Source organism: Candidatus Binatia bacterium, from assembly GCA_036563615.1.
In the GTDB taxonomy this organism is placed as follows: Bacteria; Desulfobacterota; Binatia; order UBA12015; family UBA12015; genus DATCMB01.
The window spans coordinates 478,241-501,327 of the sequence record DATCMB010000004.1 but is presented as its reverse complement, the minus strand read 5'-3'; the positions used below and the strand labels follow the sequence as shown (position 1 = coordinate 501,327).

At 70.3% G+C, this 23,087-nt stretch carries 23 protein-coding genes and 1 tRNA gene; 12 read left to right on the top strand and 12 right to left on the bottom strand.

Annotated features, from left to right (window positions below):
* Nucleotides 1–197: 197 nt before the first annotated feature.
* Nucleotides 198–833, top strand: coding sequence for a peroxiredoxin (locus tag VIS07_02240; GenBank protein ID HEY8514314.1), 636 nt, complete (start codon nucleotides 198–200; stop codon nucleotides 831–833).
* Between the two features lie 69 nt (nucleotides 834–902).
* Here VIS07_02240 and VIS07_02235 read toward each other — a convergent pair whose 3' ends face one another.
* The 6 genes from VIS07_02235 to VIS07_02210 form a co-directional block, all read right to left on the bottom strand.
* The gene (locus VIS07_02235; protein ID HEY8514313.1) at nucleotides 903–1,547 is read right to left on the bottom strand and encodes a GNAT family N-acetyltransferase; all 645 of its coding nucleotides are present in this window, start codon (nucleotides 1,545–1,547) and stop codon (nucleotides 903–905) included.
* Nucleotides 1,548–1,563: 16 nt separating this feature from the next.
* On the bottom strand, nucleotides 1,564–2,382 hold the full coding sequence (locus VIS07_02230; GenBank protein ID HEY8514312.1) for a cytochrome C: 819 nt from the start codon (nucleotides 2,380–2,382) through the stop codon (nucleotides 1,564–1,566).
* Nucleotides 2,383–2,405: 23 nt separating this feature from the next.
* The gene (locus VIS07_02225) at nucleotides 2,406–3,527 is read right to left on the bottom strand and encodes a metallophosphoesterase (GenBank protein HEY8514311.1); all 1,122 of its coding nucleotides are present in this window, start codon (nucleotides 3,525–3,527) and stop codon (nucleotides 2,406–2,408) included.
* 10 nt (nucleotides 3,528–3,537) lie between these two features.
* Nucleotides 3,538–4,830, bottom strand: a complete 1,293-nt coding sequence (locus VIS07_02220) for a cytochrome c peroxidase (GenBank protein HEY8514310.1) — start codon at nucleotides 4,828–4,830, stop codon at nucleotides 3,538–3,540.
* Between the two features lie 161 nt (nucleotides 4,831–4,991).
* The gene (locus VIS07_02215) at nucleotides 4,992–5,426 is read right to left on the bottom strand and encodes a transcriptional repressor (protein HEY8514309.1); all 435 of its coding nucleotides are present in this window, start codon (nucleotides 5,424–5,426) and stop codon (nucleotides 4,992–4,994) included.
* Between the two features lie 85 nt (nucleotides 5,427–5,511).
* Complete coding sequence (locus tag VIS07_02210; GenBank protein HEY8514308.1) at nucleotides 5,512–6,846, bottom strand: DUF1329 domain-containing protein; 1,335 nt, start codon at nucleotides 6,844–6,846, stop codon at nucleotides 5,512–5,514.
* A gap of 277 nt (nucleotides 6,847–7,123) precedes the next feature.
* Between VIS07_02210 and rpe the strand changes: the two genes are divergently transcribed.
* The 3 genes from rpe (at nucleotide 7,124) to VIS07_02195 (ending at nucleotide 10,334) form a co-directional block, all read left to right on the top strand.
* Nucleotides 7,124–7,810 (top strand): ribulose-phosphate 3-epimerase, encoded by a 687-nt coding sequence (gene rpe / locus VIS07_02205; protein HEY8514307.1) that lies wholly within the window; start codon nucleotides 7,124–7,126, stop codon nucleotides 7,808–7,810.
* A 364-nt stretch (nucleotides 7,811–8,174) separates the two neighbouring features.
* Nucleotides 8,175–8,669 (top strand): hypothetical protein, encoded by a 495-nt coding sequence (locus VIS07_02200; protein ID HEY8514306.1) that lies wholly within the window; start codon nucleotides 8,175–8,177, stop codon nucleotides 8,667–8,669.
* Nucleotides 8,670–9,221: 552 nt separating this feature from the next.
* Nucleotides 9,222–10,334 (top strand): zinc-binding dehydrogenase, encoded by a 1,113-nt coding sequence (locus VIS07_02195; GenBank protein ID HEY8514305.1) that lies wholly within the window; start codon nucleotides 9,222–9,224, stop codon nucleotides 10,332–10,334.
* Nucleotides 10,335–10,391: 57 nt separating this feature from the next.
* Here the strand turns inward: VIS07_02195 and VIS07_02190 are convergent, their stop codons facing one another.
* Complete coding sequence (locus VIS07_02190; protein ID HEY8514304.1) at nucleotides 10,392–10,904, bottom strand: cupin domain-containing protein; 513 nt, start codon at nucleotides 10,902–10,904, stop codon at nucleotides 10,392–10,394.
* Nucleotides 10,905–11,156: 252 nt separating this feature from the next.
* On the opposite strand from VIS07_02190, the gene VIS07_02185 reads away from it, so the two are divergent.
* The 5 genes from VIS07_02185 to VIS07_02165 all read left to right on the top strand — a co-directional run bounded on the left by VIS07_02185 (nucleotide 11,157) and on the right by VIS07_02165 (nucleotide 17,275).
* Nucleotides 11,157–11,417, top strand: coding sequence for a GlsB/YeaQ/YmgE family stress response membrane protein (locus VIS07_02185; protein ID HEY8514303.1), 261 nt, complete (start codon nucleotides 11,157–11,159; stop codon nucleotides 11,415–11,417).
* A 5-nt stretch (nucleotides 11,418–11,422) separates the two neighbouring features.
* The gene (locus tag VIS07_02180) at nucleotides 11,423–11,737 is read left to right on the top strand and encodes a transcriptional regulator (GenBank protein HEY8514302.1); all 315 of its coding nucleotides are present in this window, start codon (nucleotides 11,423–11,425) and stop codon (nucleotides 11,735–11,737) included.
* A 342-nt stretch (nucleotides 11,738–12,079) separates the two neighbouring features.
* Nucleotides 12,080–15,283 carry an amidase family protein gene (locus tag VIS07_02175; protein ID HEY8514301.1) on the top strand — a complete coding sequence of 1,068 codons (3,204 nt, stop codon included), beginning with the start codon at nucleotides 12,080–12,082 and terminating at the stop codon, nucleotides 15,281–15,283.
* Between the two features lie 174 nt (nucleotides 15,284–15,457).
* A complete protein-coding gene (locus VIS07_02170) occupies nucleotides 15,458–16,561 on the top strand; it encodes an FkbM family methyltransferase (protein ID HEY8514300.1) in 1,104 nt (367 codons plus the stop codon).
* 165 nt (nucleotides 16,562–16,726) lie between these two features.
* Nucleotides 16,727–17,275 (top strand): glycine zipper family protein, encoded by a 549-nt coding sequence (locus VIS07_02165; protein HEY8514299.1) that lies wholly within the window; start codon nucleotides 16,727–16,729, stop codon nucleotides 17,273–17,275.
* A gap of 131 nt (nucleotides 17,276–17,406) precedes the next feature.
* Here VIS07_02165 and VIS07_02160 read toward each other — a convergent pair.
* A tRNA-Leu gene (locus VIS07_02160) sits at nucleotides 17,407–17,489 on the bottom strand.
* A 179-nt stretch (nucleotides 17,490–17,668) separates the two neighbouring features.
* Between VIS07_02160 and VIS07_02155 the strand changes: the two genes are divergently transcribed.
* Nucleotides 17,669–18,142 (top strand): nuclear transport factor 2 family protein, encoded by a 474-nt coding sequence (locus VIS07_02155; GenBank protein HEY8514298.1) that lies wholly within the window; start codon nucleotides 17,669–17,671, stop codon nucleotides 18,140–18,142.
* A gap of 53 nt (nucleotides 18,143–18,195) precedes the next feature.
* Here VIS07_02155 and VIS07_02150 read toward each other — a convergent pair whose 3' ends face one another.
* The 4 genes from VIS07_02150 to VIS07_02135 form a co-directional block, all read right to left on the bottom strand.
* Nucleotides 18,196–18,999: a TatD family hydrolase gene (locus VIS07_02150; GenBank protein ID HEY8514297.1), complete on the bottom strand. Its 804-nt coding sequence runs from the start codon at nucleotides 18,997–18,999 to the stop codon at nucleotides 18,196–18,198.
* A 46-nt stretch (nucleotides 19,000–19,045) separates the two neighbouring features.
* Complete coding sequence (gene secG, locus VIS07_02145) at nucleotides 19,046–19,702, bottom strand: preprotein translocase subunit SecG (protein HEY8514296.1); 657 nt, start codon at nucleotides 19,700–19,702, stop codon at nucleotides 19,046–19,048.
* Between the two features lie 42 nt (nucleotides 19,703–19,744).
* Complete coding sequence (gene tpiA, locus VIS07_02140) at nucleotides 19,745–20,500, bottom strand: triose-phosphate isomerase (GenBank protein HEY8514295.1); 756 nt, start codon at nucleotides 20,498–20,500, stop codon at nucleotides 19,745–19,747.
* Nucleotides 20,501–20,602: 102 nt separating this feature from the next.
* On the bottom strand, nucleotides 20,603–21,793 hold the full coding sequence (locus VIS07_02135) for a phosphoglycerate kinase (protein ID HEY8514294.1): 1,191 nt from the start codon (nucleotides 21,791–21,793) through the stop codon (nucleotides 20,603–20,605).
* Between the two features lie 117 nt (nucleotides 21,794–21,910).
* On the opposite strand from VIS07_02135, the gene tolQ reads away from it, so the two are divergent.
* Both tolQ and tolR read left to right on the top strand, forming a co-directional pair.
* Nucleotides 21,911–22,588: a protein TolQ gene (tolQ, locus tag VIS07_02130; protein ID HEY8514293.1), complete on the top strand. Its 678-nt coding sequence runs from the start codon at nucleotides 21,911–21,913 to the stop codon at nucleotides 22,586–22,588.
* Between the two features lie 69 nt (nucleotides 22,589–22,657).
* The gene (tolR, locus tag VIS07_02125; GenBank protein HEY8514292.1) at nucleotides 22,658–23,041 is read left to right on the top strand and encodes a protein TolR; all 384 of its coding nucleotides are present in this window, start codon (nucleotides 22,658–22,660) and stop codon (nucleotides 23,039–23,041) included.
* Nucleotides 23,042–23,087 lie beyond the last annotated feature (46 nt).

Here is a 23,087-nt window from a genome sequence, read left to right as displayed (position 1 = left end):
TACGACTTTAGGGTGAGTCGATGTGCGTCTTGCAGGGCGGCTGCGCAAGCGCTGGACAAAGCTCGCTGCACGCCCGTGCGCGCACGGTTCGGTCGCACGGGCGACGGTGCAGGTCGAGGTGCGACCAGCGCGGGTTGCACCTGCTTGGGGTCTGTCTTAAGCGACCGAAATAGAACGGAAGAGCAAGGAGGACGAACATGGCACTTCGACTCGGTGACACGGCTCCCGACTTCACGGCCGAGACCACCGAAGGACCGATTCGCTTCCACGAGTACATCGAGGGAAGCTGGGCGGTGCTGTTCTCGCACCCCAAGGACTTCACGCCCGTCTGCACGACCGAGCTCGGCTACATGGCCAAGATCAAGCCCGAGTTCGACAAGCGCGGCGTCAAGATCCTCGGCCTCAGCGTCGACCCCGTCGACTCGCACCGCGAGTGGTCGAAGGACATCCAGGAGACGCAGGGCTACGCGCCGAACTACCCGATCATCGCCGATCCGGACCGCAAGATCGCGAACCTTTACGACATGATCCACCCGAACGCGCTCGACACGCTGACGGTGCGCTCGGTGTTCGTCATCGGCCCGGACAAGAAGATCAAGCTGATGCTCACCTACCCGGCGAGCACCGGCCGCAACTTCGACGAGATCCTGCGCGCGATCGACTCGCTGCAGCTCACCGCGAAGCACAGCGTCGCGACGCCGGTGAACTGGAAGGAAGGCGAGGACTGCATCATCGTGCCCTCGCTGTCCGACGAGGAAGCGAAGAAGAAGTTCCCGAGCGGCTGGAAGGCGCAGAAGCCCTACCTGCGTCTCGTTCCGCAGCCGCGCGACTGATTCGCACGACCGCGATCGCGGCGGAGGTTGCTTGACCTCCGCCGCGCCGCGGGATCCCTCCCGCGCGCCTCAGACGTCGCGCACCATGTACTGCATGTGGTGACGTCCGCCCGACGGCGTCCGCATGCCGGGCAGCAGGTGCGGCGCGCCGTGGCGCTTGAAGCCCATTCGCTCGAAGAAGGCGAGGGCGCGCTCGTTCTCGAGCATCGTCGTCAAGTGACAGCCCGGTGAGCCCGCCGCACGCAGCGTCGCGAGCCACGCCTCCATCAACGCCGCGCCGGCGCCGACGCCGCGCGCCTCGGGCAGCAGGTTGATGTGCAGGTGCGACGGCCAGCGCGGATCGTCGAGCGTGCCGCTCGGCGCCGGGCCTTCGCGGAGCGCGTCGCGGATCCCGCGCAGCAGAAAGCGCGCGATCTTCGCGCGCAGGAAGAGCTTGTGGCGGACGACGGCGCGCGACAGCGCCTGCGCCGGATCGGGCGCGCGCCGGCTGTCGATGCAGCCCGACAGGTAGCCGACCACCTCGTCGCCGCGCACCGCAACGAAGAGCGACTGCGGCTCGTGGTCCGTGTAGTACGCGGTCCAGATGTCGGCGAAGCTCTCGACGTGCGGCCAGTACCAAGTCGCCGGCTCGCCCATGTAGCCGACCCGGTGACAGATGCGCCGCACGGCGGCGCGGTCTTCGGGACGGAAGCGGCGGGCCGTGATCGCTGGCACGGCCGCGGTCGTAGCTTCAGTGCTTGCCGTAGTCGAGCGGCACTCCCTTGCGCTGCGCGAGGATGTAGGCCTCCATCGCCTTCAGCCGCACGTCGTCGTCGGGCAGCGGCTTGCCGCGCGCCGGGTTCTCGATGCACCAGTTGATCATGTCGCGCAGCATCGCGACGCGGCCGAGCTGCACCTGGAACTTGGGATAGGTCTCCGGGTGCGTGTTCGCGGCGTCGGGGTGGCACATGTCGCACGACACGCCGATCGTGCCGCCGAACGCCTTCGCGTCGTGGAAGATGCGGTGGCCGTCCTTGACGAACTGGTCGGTCGCGGCCTGCCAGATCTTCTCGTCGCGCTCGGTGAAGGCGCTGTAGATGCCGGTCTGGACCTTCTCGTCGCCCGGCGTCCCGACCGCCGCGCCCGGCGGCTCGCCTGCGGCGACGGGCGGCGCGCCCGTCGATCCGTTCTGTGCGCCCGCGGCGCTACCGACCTGGGCGCCCGCGGACGGTGATCCCGCGGCGCCGGACGGCGCGCTCGCCTGCGCGACCTGCACCGGACGATCCTCCCAGCGCGCGTTCGGGTTCTTCTTCTTCCACTCGGCCATGAGCTGGTCGGAGACGCGCTGCGCCTGCTCGCGCGTCAGCTCCTGGCCCTCGGCGACGCCCTCGACCTCGACCGTGGTCTCGCCGTCGCAGAGCGCCACCACCAGATTGCCGTCCTTCGACTTGGGCACGTCGTGCTTCGGCAGGTCTTGCCGCGGTCCGTCGGCGCCCGAGCGCGCCGCGACGCCGACCGCAGCGACGACCGCCACGAGCGTGCCGCCGATGATGAGGATACGCGATCGCATGCTGTCTCCTCCTCGTCCGCGCCTCAGTACGATGGGAGCTTGGTCGCCGACGGCCGGTCCTTCGCGCCGTTCGACCTCAGGTACGCCGCCGACACCGTGACCGGGTTGCGGTCCCACAGGTTGTAGACCTTGTCGACCAGCCCGCTCTCGAGCACGTCGAACGTGCCGTCGCCGCAGCCGTCGAACTGCGAGAACGGATCCGCGCGGTTCATCTGCACGGTGAGCTTCGGCAAGCCTTCCGGCGCGTACGGCCAGGGCCAGGCCGTCGACAGCATGCCGTGGAACGAGATGTTGCCGATCTGGTTCGACAGCAGCTGGTGGGTGTGGCCGTGGATGACGGTCACCTTCTCGAACGGCTGCAGGAGCGCCTGCACCTCCTCGGCGTCGTCCGTCCAGAAGTTCCAGGGCCGGTAGTACTTGTAGAGCGGCGAGTGCGAGAAGACGACGATCGGCGTCTTCTTGTCGACCTTCGCGAGGTCCTCGGCGAGCCACTTGCGGCCCTCTTCGCCGACCTCGAAGCGCGACTGGATCGGGTTGTCGAGCCCGGCGACCGTCAGCATGCGCTCCTCGGGCGTCATGCCGCGCTCGGTCCAGAAGTCCTTCTCGAAGACGCTCATGAGCGTGATGAAGTGCACGCCCTTGTGGTCGAACGAGTACTGCTCGGGGCCGAACAGGTCGCGCCACTTCTCGCCCATGTCGAGGAACCAGTCGTGCTCGCCGACCATCATCTTGACGGGAGCCTTGACGCTCTTGAGGATCTGCGCCCCCAGCTCGAGCTCCTCCGGCTTGCCGAGCTGAGCGAGGTCGCCGCCGAACAGCACGAAGTCCGGCTGCGGGTCCATCGCGTTGACGTCGTCGACGGCCTTCAGGATGGCGCGCACGAAGCGGTCGTTGAGCTTCTGCTCGTAGAGGTGCGTGTCGGAGATGTAGGCGAAGGTGAAGCTCTTGTTCTCGCCTTCCGCGCCGTGCGCGATCTCGACGAGCTGGAAGCTGTGCGGCGCGAACACGCCCTTCGCCATCGCCGCGGCCGCCGACGCCGTCGCGACCTTCATGAAGCCGCGCCGCGAGAGGCGCTTCAGCCCGGCGAAGAAGGCTTCGCGCTCCTCGTAGTGCTTGGTCTCGATGCTTTTCACTCCGCGTGGCATCGTACTCTCCTCACAGCGTCGGCACGGGCGGCAGGACGCCGATCTCGGCGGGGTTCTTGAGATCCGGATCCGGCGCGAGATCGCCCATGTTGCCCTTCTTGCCCATGGCAACCTCGGTGTCGCGCTCGGGGCGAACGTTCTTCTTGGCGCGCATCTTGGCCATCTCCTGCTTGGCCAGCGCAGCCTGCGAATCGCTGGTGAGCGTCTCCATGAACGCGACCAGGTCGTCGATCTCGGCCTCGGTGAGGCCGAGACGCTGCATGCCGCCGTCGAGGAACGGGTTCGGCACGCCGCCCTTGTTGTAGTGGTCCATGACGTCCCACAGCGTCGCGAGCGAGCCGTCGTGCATGTACGGCGCGGTGACCGCGACGTTGCGCAGGGTCGGCGTCTTGAAGGCGCCGATGTCGGCGGGCTGCTTGGTGACCAGGAAGCGTCCGAGCTCCGACATGTCGGTCTCGAGCGCCAGGCGATCGATCTGGTCGAGGTCGCCCGTGCGGACGATCTTCAAGGCGTTGCGCGCGAGCTCGACGAAGTCCGTCTTGTGCGCCGCGATGCCGATGTTGTGGAACTTCTGGTCCGAGAACAGCGGGCTCGTCGTGCTGAACGCGTGGCAGGTGTTGCAACGTCCCTTGCCGTTGAACAGCGCCCAGCCGCGCTTCGCCGACGCGCTGATCGCGTTGGAGTCACCGCGGATGTAGCGGTCGAACGGCGCCTCGACGCCCGGCAGCGTGCGCTCGAACGCCGCGATCGCCGCCGCGATGTCGTCGTAGGTGACCTCGCGCCCGAAGACCTTCTGGAACTCCTCGTTGTACTCGGGGATGCCGCGGATCTTCGCGACCACCTCGTCGGGCGACTTCATCCCCATCTCGATCGGATTCAGGATCGGCAGCTTGGCCTGGTCCTCGAGGGTGGTCGCGCGTCCATCCCAGAATTGGGTGGCGTTGAACATCGCCGCGAGGATGGTCGGCGCGTTGCGCTTGCCGACCTGCTTGCCGATGCCCTCGGACGTCGGCAGGTGGTCGACGAAGCCCTTCTTCGGATCGTGGCACGTCGCGCAGGCGACGGTGTCGTCCGCGGACAGACGCTTGTCGTTGAACAGCTTCTCGCCCAGCGCGATCATCTCGGGCTTCGGCGGGCCGCCGGGAAGCGCGATCTCCCAGATGGTCTCCGAGACGCCGAGCGGTGGCTTCGACTCGTCGGCGGGCGCGCTCGCCTTCTGCTGCTGCGCGGAGGCAACGGCGGCGAGGCCGACGAGCACGGCGGCGGACAACAACGACGCGAGGCCCTTCGTCGTGCGACTCATCCCGGCTCCTTTCCGGCGCGCGGCGTTTCTTGGACGCCGCTAGATAACACTCAGTGTCGATTTCGCGTTATGCCCGATTCGATCGAGCAGTCAAGCGGGTGTGGGTCGCGTCGTGATGCGCAGGGATGTCGCCGCGAGAGCGACGCGGGATCGACGCTCGCTCAGCGCTCGTCGCGGCAGCGCAGGCACACGCCTCGCAGCGTCACGTTGATCGTCTCGACGACGAAGCCTTCCGGCACGTCGGTGTAGCCGCGAACCTGCGCGTCGGCGCGCGCGGGGAGGTCGATCAAGCGCTGACAGATGCGGCAGCGCGCGTGGTAGTGCGGTCCGGTGTAGGCCTCGTAGTGGACCGGCTCACCGCCGTCGGTGACGCACGCCGCGAGCCCGACCTGCACGAACGAGCCGAGCATCTCGTACACGGTCTTGCGGCTCAGGCGACGCTGCGAGCGGCGCAGCGTGCGGTGCAGCTCGGCGACCGTGTAGTGGCCCGGCTGCGAGCGCAGCAGCTTGAGCAGCGCGACGCGCTGGCGCGTCGCGCGCAAGCCGTGCCGGGCGAGCTCCTCGGCGAGATCGGCGTCGACGGCCTCGCGCTTCATTCCGGCGCACGAGCGTTCCACGCTCGCGCGCCACGAGCAACCTGTCCTCGGTCGGGCGAGCGGCGTCGCTACGCCTGCGCGACGCTCACTTTCCGAAGCGCTGCAGCGTGTTGAAGTCGAAGAACTCCGGATCGAAGGGCAGGCGACGGTCGTTCGCCGGGTCGTTGCCCGGACCCTGCAGACCGCTCACCGTGGCGCGATTCATCTTGATGTTCTCCGCCGCCTGGTAGCCCTGCGTCGCGCCCCACAGCCAGTCCTCGCCGCCGTCGGGGCGCACGCGCTTCTCGCTCATGAAGCCGGCGATCATGTAGGTGTTCATGAGCTCGTCGCGCCAGTTGAACTTGCGGTTGAAGACGCCCTGGTAGGTGTCCTTGTCGACGTAGAGCTGGATCTTGCCGTACAGGTAGTACTTGTCCTTCGGCGTCGCCTCGATGATCCACACCGGCCGCTTGGCGAGCGCGAGCCCGATCGGCGCCCACGCGAGGCCCTTCCAGTTCGGATCCATGAAGCCGACGGTCTGCAGGTCCTTGTCCCACATCACGCGCCAGCCGCCCTGCGGCAGCCAGCGGTAGTTCTGCTTGGCCTCGAAGCTGTTCGGATCGACCAGGCGGAGCTGCTCCTTGCTCTCGAGCAGCCGCCACTCGAAGTCCTCGGGCTTGCCGTCGAAGAACGGACCGTCGTCCTGGCTCATGTCGGAGCCGAGGAAGCCGTCGGAGCGGTTGGTCGGCGACACCGGGCGGACGCGGCGCAGCGTCGGCACGTAGGCCCAGTTCGAATCGCGGCGATCGGGATCGCGGTAGCGCCAGGTGAGCGCGGTCGTGCCCTGCAGGTCGGTCGGGAAGGTCGTCGTCGCGATCATCTGCATGAGCAGATTCTTCGGGTTCGGGACGCGGTACTTCTCCGACTGGCCGTCGTAGTACATGAAGAACACGTCCTGGCCGGCCTCGCGGTCGATGCCCTCGGGGTTCACCCAGACCAGCCGCACGGAGTTACGGCTGTTCCCGAGGTACCAGTAGCCGTAGTACGCGTTCCAGAGGATCTTGGCGCCCGCCTTCGGGTCGCTCGGATCGATGTCGGGGAAGGGGAAGCCGTAGACGTACGGCGGCTGCTGACCGGTCGACTTGTCGATGATCGTGCCGCGCTCGTTGACGTCGTACTTGCCCTTGTTGTCGATCGTCGCTTCCTCGAACGCGGTCTCCCAGCGGAACTTCCCCTCGGGCCACTCGACGATCTTGTTCTCGTACTTGCCGTCCTTGTAGTGCTGCAGGATCTCCGGAGGCAGCAGTCCCTCGGCCTGCGCGGCCGTGTCCTTGTTCAAGACGTCGCCCGGCTTGAGCTCGGCCGCGCTCGTCACGGGAAACGAGAGAGCGATTGCCAGACCGAACGCAAAGGCGAGCGCCGTCCTGTTCACGGTCGTCATCGATGCCACCTCCGCATGGATGGATCGTCAAACGCTTGACCGACACAGAGCACACCCCCGCTCGGAAGCCAAGTCGCTACGCATGACACCGCGTGTCGGGCGACGCGAATCGTGCTCATGTCGTGTGCGACGAACGAGCGCGCGACATGTTCGATGGCCGATCGGATGGTACGTCGTGGACGTTACCAGGTCGGATGCGAGGAGGACGACGCGAGTGGCGAGGACGGGAGCTGAAGGGGAGAGCGGCGCCGAGCGCGCCGCGAACGCAGTGCGTACGGTGGCGATCGCGCCGTCGATCCTCGCCGCGGACTTTCGCCGGCTCGGCGATCAGGTGACCGAGGCGCTGCAAGCGGGCGTGCGGCGCATCCACATCGACGTCATGGACGGTCAGTTCGTGCCCAACATCAGCATGGGCGCGCTGGTCGTCGAGGCGCTGCGACCGCTCGCGGAGCCGTTCGACGCCGTGCTCGAGGTGCACCTGATGATCGTCGAGCCCGATCGCTACCTCGCCGACTTCCACCGCGCCGGCGCGACCGCGATGACGGTGCACGTCGAGGCGTGCACGCACCTGCACCGCACCGTAGGCGCGATCCGCGCGCTCGACGCCCAGCCCGGCGTCGGCCTCAACCCGGCGACGCCGCTCGTCGCGCTCGAGGAGATCCTGCCCGAGATCGACGTCGCGCTCGTCATGTCGGTGAACCCGGGGTTCGGCGGTCAGAAGTTCATCGCCTCGAGCGTCGACAAGGTGCGGCGCCTGCGCGCGATGCTGGTCGAGCGTGGGCTCGACCACGTCGAGATCGAGGTCGACGGCGGTGTCGGCCCGGACAACATCGCGGAGCTCGCCGCGGCGGGCATGACGATCGCGGTCGCGGGGTCGTCCGTGTTCAACCAGCGCGCGTCGGTCACGGACAACGTGTCGCTGCTGCGCTCGAGGTGCGCGGCGCACGGCTTCGCGACCCGCTGAGCGCGCGGCGCTGAACGCGCCGCGCGGCGGCGCGCTGCTTCGGAACCCGCGCGGCCGCTCGCGCGAGCGCGGTCGCGCGACGTTTTGCACGGGCGAGCTGCACGCGCGTCTCCTCGCGACGGTAAAGCACAAGCCGTCCGGGTGACGGCTCCCTGCAAGCTTGTGCATCGCGCTGCAAGTCTCTCCACGGTCGTGCGCCGAGCGTGCAGCGTTCACGAGCGTTCACGGCGTCGGTTCGTCGGAACGTCGCTTGCAACGCCTCACGCGTCCGGCCGGACACGACGTCGAAGCACGCGGCCCGCAGGCCGCGCGGCGCCGAGCCCGCTGGGCAACGGCGACCGAACGAATTCGACGGGGAGGGAACATGTTGAAGTCGACGAAGTGGGCCGTCCTGCTGTCCGCGATCGCGGCCGTCGCCTGGCTCGGCGTGCCGAACGCCGGCGCCACGCAGGCCGATTGCCCGGCCGATCGCACGGATCAGATCGCGCAGTCGGGTACAACTGGCAGCGGCGCCTCCGCTGGCAGCGCCGGCGTCGGCACCAGCGGTTCGCATGGCTCGGCTGCAGGCACGCACGGCGGCACGGGCACGGGCTCGGGCGCCGCGGGCTCCGGCGCGATGGGCTCGGGCACCACGGGCTCGGGCGCGATGGAGGACGAGGATCCGCGCACCGGGCGTAGCGGGACGAGCGGCACGATGGGCAGCGGCTCGGTCGGCAGCGGTGCCGCGGGTAGTGGCGCCGCCGGAAGTGGTGCTGCTGGTCGCAGCGGCTCGACGTCGGGCTCGAGCGGCAGCATGGGCTCCGGCGCGGGCAGCGGCTCTGCCGCGGGCTCCGGCACCGGTTCGGGCACCGGCAACTGACCTCGCGGGGACGGAGCGCGAGCTGGATCGCGCTTCGTCCCCGCGTCTTCGAGTCGTCCTCGACGCTCGCTGCTGCGCTTCGCCGCATCGATCTCGCTTCAGACACGCGAGCCGTCGCTCTCGCGACTCGAGAGCAGCGCGACGCACGACGAGACAGAGGCGCGCGGTGTGTCCGCGTGGCGACAGCACCGCCGCGGTTTGTCACCGCTCGGACGCAGCACGCGGAGCGAGAAAGCAGCTCGAGAGCGATGTCGCGTCGAATATCTCGCGGCACGCGCGTCTATACGTGCAGCTCGCCGATGGACCGCGGCTTGCTGATAGCCGCGCGAGTGACGCGAAACGCAACCAGGAAGGCGTGGACGTGAAGCAGCGGAAGACGAGCGAGAACGATCTCGAGCTCCTGCTGCAGAGCCTCGCGGCGGCGGCGGCGATCCTGGTGCTCGCGGCGCTCTCCACGGTCTGACGTCCCTCATCGACGCTCCAGCCGGGGCGCGCGTCGCATCGCGGCGCGTGGCCTTGTCAGAGCGCTCGCGACCGAGGCAAGCTCGCCGCGTGGAGGCGCGCACGGCGAGCGAGACGGCGGCAGCCCTGGTGCTGCGCGCGCCCGAGACGCTCGAGCGCACCACGCTGCCGCTCCCCGAGATCGGTCCAGGTGACGCGCTCCTGCGCGTCGAGGCGTGCGGGCTCTGCGGCACCGACCACGAGCAGTTCACCGGGACGCTGCCGATCCGCGAAGCCTTCGTGCCGGGCCACGAGATCGTCGGCACGATCGAGCGGATCGGCGACGAGGCGCGCCGCAGCCGTGGGCTCGCGCCCGGCGACCGCGTCGCGGTCGAGGTCTTCCACACCTGTGGCGCGTGCGAGGCGTGCCGTAGCGGCGCGCACCCCCTCTGTCGCGCGCACGGGCTGCGCGACTCGTACGGCATGGCGACGCTCACGATGCCGCCCGGACTGTGGGGCGGCTACGCGACGCACGTCTTCCTGCCGCCGACGGCGGTCGTGCACCGTGTGCCTCCGGGGCTCGACCCGGTCGAGGCGACGCTGTTCAACCCGCTCGGCGCGGGCATCCGCTGGGCGACGACGTTGCCGCGCATCCGTCCGGGTGCGGTGGTCGCCGTGCTCGGCCCCGGACTACGCGGTCTGTGCGCGGTGCGGGCGCTGCGGCGCGCGGGCGCGGGCTTCATCCTGCTGACGGGCGCCGGTCCGCGCGACGCGAGCCGGCTCGAGCTCGGCAAGCGCCTCGGCGCGAGCGTCACGGTCGACGTCACGCAGGACGATCCGGTGAAGGTCCTCAAGCGCGAGAGCGGCGGCCGCGCCGACGTGGTGGTCGACGTCACCGCAGCGGCGCCGGAGGCGTTCCTGCAGGCGATCGACCTCGTCCGCACGGGCGGCACGGTGGTGATTGCCGGGATGCGCGGCAGCGCGCTCGTCGAGCGCTTCAATCCCGACTGGATCGCGATCAAGGAGATCACGATGATCGGCGCGCGCGGCGTCACCAGCGACGCCTACGCGGCCGCGCTCGACGTGCTGGTCGAGGACGACCTGCTGCGCGCCGTCCCGCGGCGGACGGCGGGGCTCGATCCGGACGAGGTGGCGGCGCTGCTCGACGAGATGGCGCACGGCACGGAGCGACCGCTGCACGCGGTGATCGTGCCGCAGCGCTGACGCGTTCACGCGGCGATCATGCCGCAGCGCTGATCGGCGCTCAGCGGGCCGCTTCGCTCAATCGGCCTTCGTCGCGCGCCGCGGATCGTCCTCCGGATTCAGGTACACGATCTGCCACGGGCCGATCGTGCTGAGCTGCAGGACGGTGTCGCCGCTCGCCCAGCCGAAGTGCGTCATGTTGGGCGGCATCGAGCTGTAGGAGCCGGCCGGCAGCGGCTTCGCCTGCGCCGGATCGAAGGTGTCGCCGTGCCCGAGGTGCAGCGTCCCCGACAGCACCGTGACGCGCTCCTCCTTCGTGTGCCAGTGCGGCAGGACGCGGTAGCCGTCGGGCAGGAAGAGGCGCATGGTGAAGAAGCCTTCCTTCGAGGGATCGCCCTCGAGCACCGCGACCTTGGCGCCCGGCAGCAGCGAGGGTGGTGCGGGCTGCCACGCGACGTCGTCGGGCTCGAAGAGGATCCAGCCGTGGGCTGCGGGATCCTCGGACGGCGCATCGGCGCACGCCGCGGTCACGCCCGCGAGCAGCAGCGCGAGGGGCAGGCAGGTCGCGAGGGTGCGGCAGGCTCGCTTCACGAGATCGCTCCTTTCTGCCGGTCGGCCGGCGCCCGCGGCACCGCGCGACGGCTCGACCCGGCGACGATCCATGAGTCGGCAGATCGGGGCCGAAGCTCCAGCGCCCAGTCGGTGAAGCCGCCGGGAACCGGGCTTCGCGTTGTCGTCCGCGTACCCCTCTTCCCCGTTTACCGGCTCCGTGGTCAGGATGGGAGCGACGCCCGGCGGGCGGCGTCGCCGGTCGTTCCGCGGCGCCCGCAGATGGGAGAGAACATGGGCTTCGTCTGGACCATCATCATCGGCTTCGTGGTCGGTCTGCTCGCCCGCATGCTCCACCCCGGCCGCGACGAGATGGGCTTCATCCTGACCACGCTGCTCGGGATCGGTGGCGCGCTGGTCGCGGGCTTCATCGGCCGGATGGCCGGCTGGTACCGTCCCGACGAGGCGGCGGGCTTCATCGCGTCGCTGATCGGCGCGATGCTGCTGCTGTGGATCTCGAGAAGGATGACGCACACGCCGCGCGCCGCTACTTGAGCGGCGTGGGCGATCAGCCGGCGCAGGCGACGGCGCGTCGCCGCCTGCAGAGCGTGCTCGAGGCGGGCGGCGAGCACACGTTGCGCACGCTCTCGCAGCAGACGTCGCTCTCCGAGCGCGACGTCGCCGAGCACCTCGTGCACCTCGAGCGCAGCCTGACGCATCGCGGTCTCGCGCTGGTGATCGAGCCGGCGCGCTGCCGCGAGTGCGGCTTCCGCTTCGAGCGCCGCTCGCGCGCGACGCGTCCCAGCCGCTGTCCGCGCTGTCGCAGCGAGCGCATCGATCCGGCGCGCTTCGCGCTGCGTGGCAAGGAAGGCTGACGCCGGGCGCGGCCGGGGGCCGGGCAGCTGCCGCGAGCCGTCTAGCAAAAATCTGCATCGGCGAGTTGCAGCTTGCTGATCGTCGCTGACTGGTCCGCGCCGAACGTGCGCCATTCGCGCGCCGCATCGTGCGGCGATGCGTGACTTATACTTGACGCGCGCGTCCGTGCGTCGCTGCCGTCGTGCTGCCGACGTCGTGAACAGCCGCTGATCACTCGCTGAGCGCGAGGTGCGTCCGCGTTCGCGCGCACGCAGCAAGGACGAGGACGTCGCCGTGGCACCTGCGTTGCAACGCGCGCCGCCGGCTCGACCAGGAGGGAGGTCGCAGCAACGGAGGTCTGCGTGATCACACCCCGATGTCCCACTGCCGTCGCCGTCGCGGCGGTGGTCTTCATCCTGGGCTCGAGCGCGACGGCGTCACGAGCTCAGGTCCTCGACCTCGAGCGTCTCGACGGTCCGACGGCGATCAAGATGATGGAGGAGGGCAAGCTCACCTCCGTCCGCCTGACGCGCGCCTACATCGAGCGCATCGAAGCGCTCAACAAGCGAGGTCCCGGGCTCAACGCGGTGACGCAGCTCAATCCGAACGCGCTCGCGGAGGCCGAGCAGATGGACCGCGAGCGCAAGCGCGGCATCGTTCGCGGACCCGCACACGGCTTGCCCGTGCTGCTCAAGGACCTGATCGACGTGAAGGGCATGTACACGTCGAACGGCAACTGGTCGCTCCGGGAGTCGTTTCCCGAGGAAGACGCGGGCGTCGTCAAGAAGCTGCGCGAGAGTGGCGTGGTGATCCTCGGCAAGGTCGGGCTCACCGAGTGGGCGAACAGCTTCGGCAGCCAGCCGTCCGGCTTCGGCAACCTGACCGGGCAGGTGCTGAACGCACTCGACGCCGACCAGAACCCGAGCGGCTCGTCGTCGGGCTCCGGCACCGCCGGCGCCGCGGCGCTGTCGATGCTGACGGTCGGCACCGAGACCTCGGGCTCGATCATCAGCCCGTCGACCGCGCAGAGCCTGGTCGGCATCCGTCCGACGGTCGGGCTCGTGCCGGCGTACGGCATCGGGCCGATCTCGTCCTCGCAGGACACCGCGGGGCCGATGGACCGCACCGTCGCCAACGCGGCGATGAACCTGCAGTCGATGGCCGGACGCGATCCGAAGAACGAGGCGGCGTACGAGGAGGTTTTCGGTCCGAACTGGGAGCAGTCGATCACCCGCGCGCCCGAGGTGGTGCCGGACTACATGTCGGCGCTCGACCTGAACTTCGTGCGCGGCAAGCGCATCGGCTACAACGGCTCGTTCGCCGAGGGCTCGCCAGCGAAGCTTGCGTTTGACGCGTTGGTCGCGGCGGGCGCGATCATGGTGGAGCGGCCGATGATCTCCGTCGCCCCGATTCCGAGCCTGCCGAGCGGGTACCAGCAGCACAACGCGATCAACCTCTACTACCGCAACCTCGGACCGTTCGCGCCGATCAAGAGCCTCCTCGAGGAGATCGAGGACAACCTCGCGAACGCACACTTCGCGCTGAAGTTCGGCCACCAGAGCCACGTCAACGCGTCGATGGCGGACGTCACGCCCGGCGGCGCGAACCAGATCGCCTACCAGACGGCGATGCCGATCCGTCGAGCCGCGCAGTGGGCCGCGATCGACGCGATGATGAACAACGAGACGCCGGACGACCCGAGCGACGACTTCATCGCGATCCTGGGCAGCGTGCCGAGCGGCGCGGCCGCGGGCACGCCACAGATCACGATCCCGATGGGCTACAATCCGACGACGCGTCGCGCGCAGGGCGTGTCGATCCACGGCAACGCGCTCAGCGAGCGCAACCTGATCGGCGTCGCCTACGTGATCGAGCAGTACACGAAGCTGCGCCAGCCGGTCTCGGAGCTCAATCCGAGCATGTACCGCTGCGCGAAGACGGCGCCGAAGCCGCCGTTCCACCAGCGCGGCTCGTGCAACCCGGACTTCGACGACCTGGCCGGCAAGGTGCGCACGGCGCCCGAGCTGCCGTTTGCGCTCGAGATGGAATCGGTCGAGGGCCTGCAGGCGCGGATGGAGGCCGGCACGCTGACCTCGTACGACCTCACCAAGGCCTACCTCGCGCGCATCGGCTGGACGAACGCCGATGGCCCGGCCATCCAGGCGGTCCGCCACCTGCAACCCGAAAGGGCGCTGAACGAGGCGCGCCGGCGCGACAACGAGCGCAAGCGCGGCGACGTGCGCGGCCCGCTGCACGGCATCCCCGTCCTCGTCTCGGACGTGATCGACGTCGAGGACATGCCGACCACCGGCGGCTCGATCGCGCTGCAGGACGCGGTTGCCAAGGTCGACGCGACGCTGGTCGCGAGGCTCGAGGAGGCGGGCGCGGTCGTGCTCGGCAAGACCAACGTCACCGAGCTCAACGGCGTCTTCGATGCCAACATGCCCGAGGGCTACTCGTCGCTCGGCGGGCAGGTGCTGCTGCCGTCCGACACCGACAAGACGCCGGCCGGCTCGTCGGCCGGCGCGGCGGCAGCGACCGCGGCCGGGCTCGCCGCGTTCACCGTCGGACTCGAGACCTCGCCCGACACCGCGCAGATCATCGCACCGGCGGGCGTCGCCGGCGTGGTCGGGCTCAAGCCCACGGTCGGACTCGTGAGCCGCAAGGGCGTCATGCCCGTCGCGCGCTCGCAGGACTCGCCGGGGCCGATCACGCGCACCGTGTGGGACGCGGCGGTGGCGCTGCAGGTGATGGCAGGATTCGATCCGGCGGATCCGGCGACCGCCGAAGCGCCGCTCGCGCCGGACTACCTGTCGGCTCTCGTGCCGACCGCGCTCGCCGGCAAGCGCGTCGCGGTGATCGACTCGACGTCGGGACCGTATCCGTCGGTGGTCAGCACGCTCGCGTCGCTCGGTGCGACCACGGTGGTGACGTCGATCGGCACGCCGAGCCCGAACCCGCCGAGCATCGTGCTCAGCGAACTCGAGCGCGATCTCGACGAGTACCTGCTTGGGCTGCGCATCAAGAAGGGCGCGCCGAAGTCGCTGCAGGACATCATCGCCTACAACGAGGCCAATCCGATCGAGGGCCTCAAGTACCAGCAGCGCGACCTGATCGCGGCGCAGGCGATCGATCTGTCCGATCCGGCGACGGCGGCCGCGTACGTGTCCAACCGCGACACGGGCAGGGCGGCGAGCCGCGCGTTGATTGACGCGATCCTCGACGGCGGCACGCCGGCGGATCCGAGCGACGACGTCGACGTCATCGTCGTGCCGAGCGGTGACGCGCTGGTCGGGATCGCGGATCGCGCCGGCTACCCGGTGCTCACCGTTCCCGCGGGCTACGGCACCGGCAACCAGGGCCGCAACCCGATCGGCGTGACCTTCGTCGCCGGGCCGTTCGAGGAGCGCGAGCTGCTCGCCGCAGGCTACGCCTTCGAGAAGGCGACCGAGGTACGCCAGGCGCCGAGCTGGACCAACCCGAGCATGTGGCGCTGCGTGCCGGGCAGCTTCTACTTCGACCCGCACCACTGCCATCCGGGCGACCGGGTGCTGGCGATGAAGTAGGCGCGTTGGGTGCCGACCGGCGGTGCGCTGCGCGTCTCGTGCGCGCACGCAGCGCCGGTCGGCGCTCGCCGCGCTTGCCGCGGCAACTTTCGCTCCGACGTCTTTAGGCGTCGTCGCTTTCGTGATAGCGCACGCGCCGTGCGTCCAGCGGTGTGGTTGACGGTCTTCGCGACCATGCTTCTCGTCAGCGCGGCGAGCGTCCGCGCTGCAGATGCGCCCGTCGCTGCGGACGCGCCCACCGTCGACATCCTCTGGACCGAGACCAAGCGCTACTCGTACGGGTCCGAGGAGCTGATCATCCGCGATTTCTTCCAGGACCGGCGAGGCGGCTTCTTCGTCGACGTCGGCTGCGCTTGGCCGATCAAGAACAGCAACACGTACTACCTCGAGAAGCACCTCGGCTGGACCGGCATCGGCATCGACGGCTTGCCGGACTTCGCGGACAACTGGGCGCGGCGGCGCCCGAACAGCACGTTCCTCAACTTCTTGGTGAGCGACCACTCCGACACCGAGGAGCGGTTCTACAAGGTGCCGGTGTGGGGGCTGTCGACGGCCGAGGCCGAGGTCGCGGCGACCATGCCGCTGGTCGACGAGATCGAGGTACCGAGCATCACGCTCGACGACCTGCTCGAGCGCTTCGGCGTGACGAAGGTCGACTTCGTGTCGATCGACGTCGAGGGGCATCAAGCAAAGGTTCTCGCCGGCTTCGACGTGCAGCGCTGGAAGCCGGAGCTCGTCTGCATCGAGGACGACGGCGAGCTCTCGATCCCCTGGTTCAAGGAGCGCGGCTACGCGCCGATCGAGCGCTACCGCGCTCGCGACATCGTCAACTGGTACTTCGCGCCCGTCGAGATCGCGGCGAAGGTGAACGCGCGCGAGACCGAGCGCGGTCGCGAGGAGCGGCGCAAGATGGAGGAAATGCTCGCCAAGGAGCCGTCCGGCTCCTCGGTGCGCGCGTACTGGACGCCGAAGTACCTGCTGGGGCCGGATGGCATGCCGGTTCTGAATCCGCGCTGGGAGCCGCCCGAGGTCTGGCAGCGCGCCGCGCAGGAGGGTGGCGACCCCGCGAAGGTGGGCGACGACATCGCGAAGGAGGGTGGTGACGCGGCGCCCGCGTCGGCGGTGGTTGCCGATGCGGCGGCGCCCTCGAAGGCTCCGGGTGCAGCGACAGCGTCGTCAGCGCTGACGTCGCCGGCGCCGCAGCGTTCGGAAGACGCGCTGCGCCCCGAAGAGGCCCCACGTCCCGAGGCGAAGCCGCAAGGCGAGGGCGGTCACTAGCGGACGGCGGCGGCCGGGGTGCGCTCGCGGCGCGCGTCGGTCGCGACGGGCGGGCGCAACCTCCGCGTGTGGCGGGTGTTGCACGCGGCGATGGCTTCGCTGTCGGCGCGGTGGACGGAGAATGCGCGACGGGCGCGCACGTGGTGCGCGCCGAGCTCGCTGCGGGTGTGGCTGCGGCCGCTCGGTGCGCTGCTGCTGACGAGCGCTCTGCTCGCGGGGTGCACGCCGCTCCCCGCCGCGCCGCAGGTCATGGTGTACCCCGGCCGCGGCAAGAGCCTCGCGGAGTTCGACGACGACGATCTCCGCTGCCGCTCCTGGGCCGAGTCGCGCATCGGGGTGTCACCCGATCGAGCGGCCAGCGATTCGACCGTGAGCGGCGCCGCGCTCGGCACGCTCCTCGGCGGCGCAGCCGGCGCCGCGCTCGGCGCCGCGGCCGGCAACCCCGCCATCGGCGCCGCCGCGGGCGCCGGAGCAGGCCTGCTCGGCGGCACGAGCGTCGGCGCGGCGCGGGGCCAGGCCGCCGCGTGGTCCGTGCAGCGCCAGTACGACATCGCGTACGCGCAGTGCATGCACGCGAGCGGCAACGAGGTGCCGCGCAGGCCCCGTCGCCCGCCACCGCCGCCCCCACCGCCTCCGCCGCCGGGGTACTACTATTGGCCGGGTGGTTACTGGTCGGCTCCGCCGCCGTACGGGCCGCCGCCCTGGATATCGTAGCGCGAGCTGAACTTCCTCGCGCACGTTGCTTGCGCGCGCGGCGGTCGCGTCAAGTGGATCGAGTGCGTCCGCGGCAGCTCATGACGCCGACCAGATGCGGGGTGCTCGGTCGAGCCGGCGGTCTTGAAGAGTGCGAGGAGGGGGACTTGAACCCCCACGGGTGTTACCCCACTAGCCCCTCAAACTAGCGCGTCTGCCATTCCGCCACCCTCGCACAGGTGACCGCCCACGGAGGGGACCCCGGGCGTTGCCATCCTTTACATACCGCCCGCGTGGGTCTCAAGGCGGTCCGATTCGATCCGGCCAGCCGTCCCTCCCGAGGCTCGCGCCGTGCGGCCGATCCGGGCAAGCATGCCCCGGCAAAGAGGCCGCGCACGGCAGGAGGGCGGGACAGTGGCGACCATCGAAGATCTGGAGCGACGGCTCCGCGCGCTCGAGGACCGGGAGGCGATCCGCGAGCTGATCGCGCGCTACGCCTACGAGGTCGACTGCGGCGAGCCGCCGGACTGGGCGAGCGTCTTCAGCGAGGACATCGAGATGGAGGCGGGCAAGCTCGGGACCTCGCGCGGGCTCGCGGAGATCGAGCGGCGCTTCACGCGCGCCGAGCACCTCGACGCGATCCGCGAGGGCAGCCAGCACGCGTACTCGAACGTCGTCGTCGACCTCGACGTCGACGGCGACCACGCGACCGCCTGGGGCTACGCGTGCGTGCACGTCCGGCGCGGCGGCGAGTGGCGCGTCCACACGCTGGGCGTCAATCGCTGGCGGCTGCGTCGCGAGGACGGGGCGTGGAAGTTCGTCGAGCGCCAGCGACGCGAGGTGGGGGAGGGCGACTGGCGGCGGCTGATCGACGCCCGCCGCGGATGATCCGCGCGCGCCGCGGACGATCTCCGCGCGCCGCGGATGCCGTCAACCAACGCTCAGGGCTCGACGCGGAACAGGCGCGCGAAGTTCTCCGCGACGCGCGCCGCCACCTCGTCCAGCGAGACGCCCCAGAGCTCCGCCGCGAAGGCCGCGGTCCCGGCGACGTCGGCGGGCTCGCTCGCGCGCTCGCGGTCGGGCGAGAGGTACGGGCAGTCCGTCTCGAGCAGCACCCGGTCGCGCGGCAGCGTCTCGAGCATGCGCGTGAAGCTCTCGGAGCGGCGCGCGTTCGCCGGGATCGACAGGTAGTGCCCGCGCTCCGCGATCCGCCGGGCGAGCGCGACCTTGCCGCCGAAGCAGTGCCAGTTGACGCGCTCGGCGCCCATCTCGTCGAGGATCTCGAGGCAGCGACGCTCGCGTCGTCGCGTGTGCACGATGATCGGCTTGTCGGCTTCCAGCGCGAGCGCGACGAGCGCACGGAACACTTCTTCTTGACGCGGCCAGAGCGCCTCGGGCACCCAGTGCCCGTCGAGGCCGATCTCGCCGACCGCGAGCGCCTCATCGACGTGCTCGCGGACCCAGGCGACGCCTTCCTCGGCGGTCGCGACCTCGCCGTCGCGCGGGTAGGGGACGTCGAGCTCGCGCATCTCGCGCAGCACGGCGTCGACCGGGTAGAGGCCGAACGCGGGCCGCACGCCGGGGCAGCGCTGCGCGAGCGCGCGCACCGCCTCGTTGTCCGCGGGGTTGAGGCCGTTGACGACGATCGTCGTCACGCCCGCGGCGCGAGCGCGTGCGACGATCGCCTCGGCGTCGTTTGCGAGCCGCGGATGCGTCAGGTGCGCGTGGACGTCGGCCAGACCCATCGCTCGTCCGCTCGCCGACGGACGCGCCGCGCAGCTTCGGCGCGGCTCAGGGCTGCGCCGGAGCCGCGTCGCCCGCTGCGTCCGCGCTCGGCGCGGCAGCGCCGTCGGCGGACGCACCGCCGTCCTGCGCGGTGCCCGCAGCCGGCACCTCGGCCTCGGCGCCGGCCTCGGCCTGCGGCGCCGCGTCCTGCGCGGGAGCCGCATCGGCTGCCGCGTCGCCCGTCGCAGTGCCCGCCTCCGCGCCGGCAGCCGCAGCGCCAGCGTCCGCCGCGCTGCCCTCGGCCGCCGCTCCGGCGTCGGCGCCGGCCTCCGCCGTCGGCGCCGCGGTCTCGCCGCTCGCAGCGGCGTCCGCGCCCGCCTCGGCGCTCGCAGCGCCGGCCGCCGCACCGGCGCCCTCGTCGATCGTCGTGCCGTCGAGCGGCGCTTCGAGCGGCGGGGGCTCGGCGGGCAGCGTGTCCGCGATCGACGCCGTCAAGTGCCGGGTCGAGTTCCAGGTCAGGAAGAGCGACGTCAGCATGAAGACGATCGCCGTCCACGTCGTGAGGCGGGTCAGCAGGTTGCCGGCGCCGCTCGAGCCGAAGATCGTCTGGCTCGAACCACCGAACACCGCGCCGATGTCGGCTCCCTTACCGGTCTGCAGGAGCACGACGACGATCAGAACGAAGCACGCGAGCACGTGCAGGATCGTGACGACGATGGACATCTCTTCTCTTCCGCCTTCCGCTGCTTTCGAGCCCGGCGCCGCTCAGGCGCGGTACTCGACGATGCGAGTGAAGCTCTCGACCTCGAGGCTCGCGCCGCCGACGAGCGCGCCGTCGATGTCGGGCTCGGCCATGAGGCCGTCGATGTTGTCCGGCTTGACGCTGCCGCCGTAGAGGATCGGGACCGCGTCCGCCGGCAGCTCGAGCTCGCGCAGCAGGCCGCGGATCTCGCCGTGCACCTCCTGCGCCTGCTCGCGCGTCGCGACGCGCCCGGTGCCGATCGCCCAGACCGGCTCGTAGGCGACGATCACGCGACCGCCCGCGTCGCTGCCGACGCCGCGCAGCGCGGCGTCGACCTGGCGCTTGACGACCTCGAGCGTGCGCCCGGCGTCGCGCTCGGCGAGCGTCTCGCCGACGCAGACGATCGGGACGAGGCCGTTCGCGAGCGCGGTGTCGACCTTCTTGCGGATCACCTCGTCGGTCTCGCCGAAGATCTCGCGACGCTCCGAGTGGCCGAGGATGACGTGCGTCACCCCGAGGTCGCGCAGCATGCCGTGCGACACCTCGCCGGTGAAGGCGCCCTTGTCGGCCCAGTGCATGTTCTGCGCGGCGACGGCGATCTTCGTGCCGTCGACGGCGGCGCGCACGGCCGCGAGCGCGGTGAACGGCGGCGCCAGGATCACCATGCGGTCCGTGCGTGCGCCGACACGCTTTGCGAGCTCACCCGCAAGCGCGGTCGCCTCCGCGGCCGTGCCGCAGTGCATCTTCCAGTTGCCGGCGAGGATCGGGGTGCGCGCCATGTTCGCTCGTGCCGGGGACGGGTCCCGGTCTGGTGGGACACGTCCCCGAGCCGCCTCCTTAAGCAGATGCGCGACCGGCAGGCCAGTCGCGAGTGACCGTCGTCAGTCCTCCAGCGCGGCGACCCCGGGCAGCGTCTGCCCCTCGAGGAACTCGAGCGACGCGCCGCCGCCGGTCGAGATGTGCTTGATCCGCTCCGCGACGCCGGCCTGCTGCACGGCCGCAACGGAGTCGCCGCCGCCGACCACGGTGAAGGCGCCCTGCGCGTCCGCGACCGCGCGGGCGACCGCCACCGTGCCGCCGGCGAACGGCTCCATCTCGAAGATCCCCATGGGGCCGTTCCACAGCACGGTCTTCGCCTTCGCGATCTCGGCGGCGTAGCGCTCGCGGGTCTTGGGACCGATGTCGACGCCGAGCCAGCCGTCCTCGATCTCCTGTCCCGGGGTGACCTTGGACTCGGCCGTCGCCTCGGGCTTGCGGGCGACGACGTGGTCCTCGGGCAGGAGCAGGCGGACGCCGCGCTGCTCGGCCTGCTCGAGCGTCCGCTTGGCCTCCTCGATCTTGTCCTCCTCGACGCGCGAGGCGCCGACCGCGACGCCGCGGGCGCGTAGGAAGGTGTAGGCCATCGCTCCGCCGACGAGCAGCGTGTCGATGCGGGGCAGGAGGTTGTCGATCACCGAGATCTTGTCGGAGACCTTGGCACCGCCGAGGATCGCGACGAAGGGCTTCTCGGGGCTGCGCAGCAGCGCGCCGAGGTGATGGATCTCGTCGCGCAGCAGGAAGCCCGCCGCCCGCACCGGGACGAGGCGCGCCATGCCGGCGGTCGACGCGTGCGCGCGGTGCGCGGCGCCGAACGCGTCGTTCACGTAGACGTCGGCGAGCGCCGCGAGCTGCTTCGCGAACTCCGCGTCGTTCTTCTCCTCGCCGGCGTGGAAGCGCAGGTTCTCGAGCATCAGGACCTCGCCTTTGCCGAGCTTGGCGACCATCTGCTCGACCTCCGGACCGACGCAGTCGGGCGCGAGCGGCACCTCCTTGCCGAGCAGCTCCGACAGGCGACGCGCGGCGGGGGCTAGGCTCTCGCGCGGGTCGCGCTTCCCCTTCGGCCGACCGAGGTGCGACGCGAGCACCACGCGCGCGCCGTGCTCGACGGCGTAACGGATGGTCGGCAGCGCCGCGCGGATGCGCGAGTCGTCGGTGATCGTCCGCACGTCGCCGGAGCCTTCGAGCGGCACGTTGAAGTCGACGCGGATGAACGTCCGACGACCGTCGAGCTCGACTTGGTCGATGATCTTCATGGCGGTCTTCCTTCCTTCAGGAGTCAAGGACGCGTTTGGCGCGGCGAGCGCGTTGACGTTCCGTCATCCCAGAGCTTTACTAGACGTGCCTGTGGGGCTGGAGGGTTTGCTGGCGGGATGATCGAGCACCTCTTTTCGGGGACCGGTCCGGTCGTTCTCGCCGTACTGTGGATACTCATCGCGTGCTCCGCGGCCGCGTGGGGCATCACCTTTTACAAGCTCGGCCAGATTCGCCGGGCCCGCAAGCAGTCCGAGCGCTTCATCGAGGTGTTTTGGGACTCCAACAGCTTGAGCCACATCCACACGGCGAGCCTGGAGTTCAAGCAGAGCCCGGTCGCGCAGGTCTTCCGCGCGGGCTACCAGGAGCTGGTGCGCCTGACGCGCGGCAAGCGCGGTGAGCGCGGCGAGGAGGAATCGGACACCGAGCTCGGCGGCTCGGCGAACGTCGAGCGGGCGATGCGCCGGGCGACGAACCAGGAAGTGACGAAGCTCGAGAAGGCGCTCACGTTCCTTGCGACCATCGCGTCGACGGCGCCGTTCATCGGCCTGTTCGGGACGGTGTGGGGAATCATGAACGCCTTCCGCGGGCTCTCGGAGGCGCAGACCTCGAGCATCCAGGCGGTCGCGCCGGGCATCTCGGAGGCGCTGATCGCGACGGCGGTCGGCCTCGCGGCGGCGATTCCCGCCGTGGTCGCGTACAACCACTTCAATCGCGAGGTCCGCGTCCTGCACGCCGACATGGAAAATTTCTCGGCCGAGTTCCTCAACATCGCCGAGCGCCACTTCTTGAAGTGATCGGGGTTAGCGCGGGGAGGGGAGAGGGCAAGCATGGCCTTCGACGGACAAGGCTCAGCCAACGGCTCCATGTCGCAGATCAACGTCACGCCGCTCGTCGACGTGATGCTGGTGCTGCTGGTGATCTTCATGGTGACCGCTCCGATCCTGCAGCAGGGCGTTGCCGTCGACTTGCCCGAGGCGCGCGCGGGCGCGCTCTCCGGAAAGGACGAGCAGCTCGTCGTGTCGCTCGCGAAGGGCGGCGACATCTACCTGAACGACGCCAAGATGTCGGCCGCCGACCTCGAGTCGAAGCTGCGCGCGATCGCGGCGCAGCGCCCTGACGGCCAGGTCTTCGTCCGTGCGGACAAGAGCGTTCCGTACGGCGAGGTGGTCGGCGTGATGGCGGCGATCAAGCAGGCGGGTATCCGGCGCGTCGGCATGGTCACACAGCTCCCGCCGGGCGAGGAGTGAGGTAAGCACCGCCTGAAACGGCGTCCCCCATCGATTCTCACCGAGC

Bases quoted from the DNA above. Each gene is read 5' to 3' on its own strand.
- tpiA (HEY8514295.1), bottom strand. From the start codon at position 20,500: ATGGCGCGCACCCCGATCCTCGCCGGCAACTGGAAGATGCACTGCGGC.
- VIS07_02200 (HEY8514306.1), top strand. From the start codon at position 8,175: ATGTTGAAGTCGACGAAGTGGGCCGTCCTGCTGTCCGCGATCGCGGCC.
- VIS07_02210 (HEY8514308.1), bottom strand. From the start codon at position 6,846: ATGACGACCGTGAACAGGACGGCGCTCGCCTTTGCGTTCGGTCTGGCA.
- VIS07_02215 (HEY8514309.1), bottom strand. From the start codon at position 5,426: ATGAAGCGCGAGGCCGTCGACGCCGATCTCGCCGAGGAGCTCGCCCGG.
- VIS07_02240 (HEY8514314.1), top strand. From the start codon at position 198: ATGGCACTTCGACTCGGTGACACGGCTCCCGACTTCACGGCCGAGACC.
- VIS07_02230 (HEY8514312.1), bottom strand. From the start codon at position 2,382: ATGCGATCGCGTATCCTCATCATCGGCGGCACGCTCGTGGCGGTCGTC.
- VIS07_02185 (HEY8514303.1), top strand. From the start codon at position 11,157: ATGGGCTTCGTCTGGACCATCATCATCGGCTTCGTGGTCGGTCTGCTC.
- secG (HEY8514296.1), bottom strand. From the start codon at position 19,702: ATGTCCATCGTCGTCACGATCCTGCACGTGCTCGCGTGCTTCGTTCTG.
- tolQ (HEY8514293.1), top strand. From the start codon at position 21,911: ATGATCGAGCACCTCTTTTCGGGGACCGGTCCGGTCGTTCTCGCCGTA.
- VIS07_02135 (HEY8514294.1), bottom strand. From the start codon at position 21,793: ATGAAGATCATCGACCAAGTCGAGCTCGACGGTCGTCGGACGTTCATC.
- VIS07_02220 (HEY8514310.1), bottom strand. From the start codon at position 4,830: ATGAGTCGCACGACGAAGGGCCTCGCGTCGTTGTTGTCCGCCGCCGTG.
- VIS07_02170 (HEY8514300.1), top strand. From the start codon at position 15,458: ATGCTTCTCGTCAGCGCGGCGAGCGTCCGCGCTGCAGATGCGCCCGTC.
- tolR (HEY8514292.1), top strand. From the start codon at position 22,658: ATGTCGCAGATCAACGTCACGCCGCTCGTCGACGTGATGCTGGTGCTG.
- VIS07_02225 (HEY8514311.1), bottom strand. From the start codon at position 3,527: ATGCCACGCGGAGTGAAAAGCATCGAGACCAAGCACTACGAGGAGCGC.
- VIS07_02150 (HEY8514297.1), bottom strand. From the start codon at position 18,999: ATGGGTCTGGCCGACGTCCACGCGCACCTGACGCATCCGCGGCTCGCA.